The sequence below is a fragment of the Collinsella aerofaciens genome (genome assembly GCF_040910265.1).
GTDB lineage: Bacteria > Actinomycetota > Coriobacteriia > Coriobacteriales > Coriobacteriaceae > Collinsella > Collinsella aerofaciens_BK.
The window spans coordinates 1-1,573 of the sequence record NZ_JBDGAW010000042.1 but is presented as its reverse complement, the minus strand read 5'-3'; the positions used below and the strand labels follow the sequence as shown (position 1 = coordinate 1,573).

Genomic DNA, 1,573 nt, shown 5'->3' with positions numbered 1-1,573 from the left:
TAAAACCGACGCTCCTATAAGTTGTCAAGAGGCAGTTTGCGGGAGCGCTCCCTTCAATTCGCACAGGAGCTCGTAATACCTCCTCTCCAGTTTCGTCGACCGCCGTTTCCCCCGCTCCAAGTGCCCGAGTGTGGCTGCGGACAGGCCGAGCTCCGCGGCGGCCTGCTTCTGAGTCACCCGCATCGCCTTGCGCATCTTCGCGAGCTCGGGGCCCTCCGGCGCGGCGCCGTCGGGGTTCGGGTCCATGAGCACGCGGTACACCTCCCGCGCTATGTAGCGCTTCAGGCAGCGGATCGCCTCCCTCCGGGACTTCCCCTCGGAGGCTCGCCTCGCCACGTACCTCCTCGTCCTCTCGTCGTACGCCATGCGCTTGATCGCGATCTCGTAGAGCGCCCAGTTCGCCTGCCGGTTGCCGCCGCGGTTGAGCCTGTGCCGTTCCGTCTTCCCGCTCGACGCGGGGATCGGGGAGACGCCGCACAGCATCGAGAACGCCGCCTCGCCCTTCAGCCTGCCGGGGTTGTCGCCGGCGGCCACGACCAGGGCGGCGGCGGTCGTCGTGCCGCAGCCCTCGACGCCGAGCAGCGCGGGCGCGTTCGCCTCCAGCAGCGCGCGGATGCGCGCGTCGAGGGATTCGACCTGGCTGCGGGCCTCCTTCCAGACCGCCGCGACGGACCGCAGCGAGGCCAGCACGCTCTCCTCGAGCGCGCTGGCCGCCTTCCTCCCGCGCGCGAGCAGCGGCATGAGGTCCTTCGGCCGCTCGCGGCCCCTGAACCGCTCCCTCAGGGCGCCCGGGGCCGTCGTGAGCATCGACTTCGCGCAGGCCACGCAGGACGTGGACGTCGCGACGGCCAGCCTGCGCGCGACGTAGAGCTGGCGCACCGCCTCGACCCAGCCGTCCTGCGACTTCGGCACGGAGCAGCCCCTCCCGGACGCCGCCTTGCGCGCCGCGCGCTCGGCGTCCAGCGGGTCGCTCTTCCCCTCGCCGGGCCTCGCCTTGTCCCTCTTGGGCCTGAGCACCTCGACCACGTTGTACCCGAGCTCCACGAGCCTCCTCGTCAGCCCGGCCCCGTACGATGCCGTGCCCTCGACGCCGACGACCAGGCAGCCGCCCGGGTCGCCTATCGCCTCCGCCAGCCTGTCGTAGCCTTCGGGGTCGGCCCTGAAGCTCCCGCTCCGGATCTTCCTCCCGAGGCCGTCGAGCAGGCACAGGACATGCACGTCCTTGTGCGTGTCGACGCCCGCGATGACCGTTTCGCCTTCCATTTTCGCTCCCCTCGGTCTGCCGCCTGCTCCGCGCCCGGGTCTCCCAGACATTGCACTGACGGGAGCGCTACAATCCAATTGGCTTGTCCGATTGTCCGCGCTCATGCTCCTATTAGGTCATGGCAGGACTCCGGGACGCGGATGCCGGGGCGAGACAGGTCGGATTTGAGGACGGCCGAAGAGGCGTCAGCAGGTCAGTGGGTCATCGTCCCGGCATTCAGCATCAGGGTAGCGCTGCGACGCGGAAATCGCGCGCCGTTGCCGCGCCCCGCAGTGCCCGCTTCCCCCGAGAACAATTATCAGTGCAGGT

The 1,573-nt window shown here is 69.7% G+C and carries 1 protein-coding gene; it reads right to left on the bottom strand.

Features of this window, described 5'->3' with window-relative positions; all coding sequences use genetic code 11:
* Positions 1–24: 24 nt before the first annotated feature.
* On the bottom strand, positions 25–1,263 hold the full coding sequence (locus AB5Z14_RS10155; RefSeq protein WP_368131299.1) for an IS110 family RNA-guided transposase: 1,239 nt from the start codon (positions 1,261–1,263) through the stop codon (positions 25–27).
* Positions 1,264–1,573: the final 310 nt, after the last annotated feature.

What these genes read in the sequence shown, in the direction of transcription:
- AB5Z14_RS10155 (WP_368131299.1), bottom strand. Translation starts at nt 1,263, where the DNA reads ATGGAAGGCGAAACGGTCATCGCGGGCGTCGACACGCACAAGGACGTG.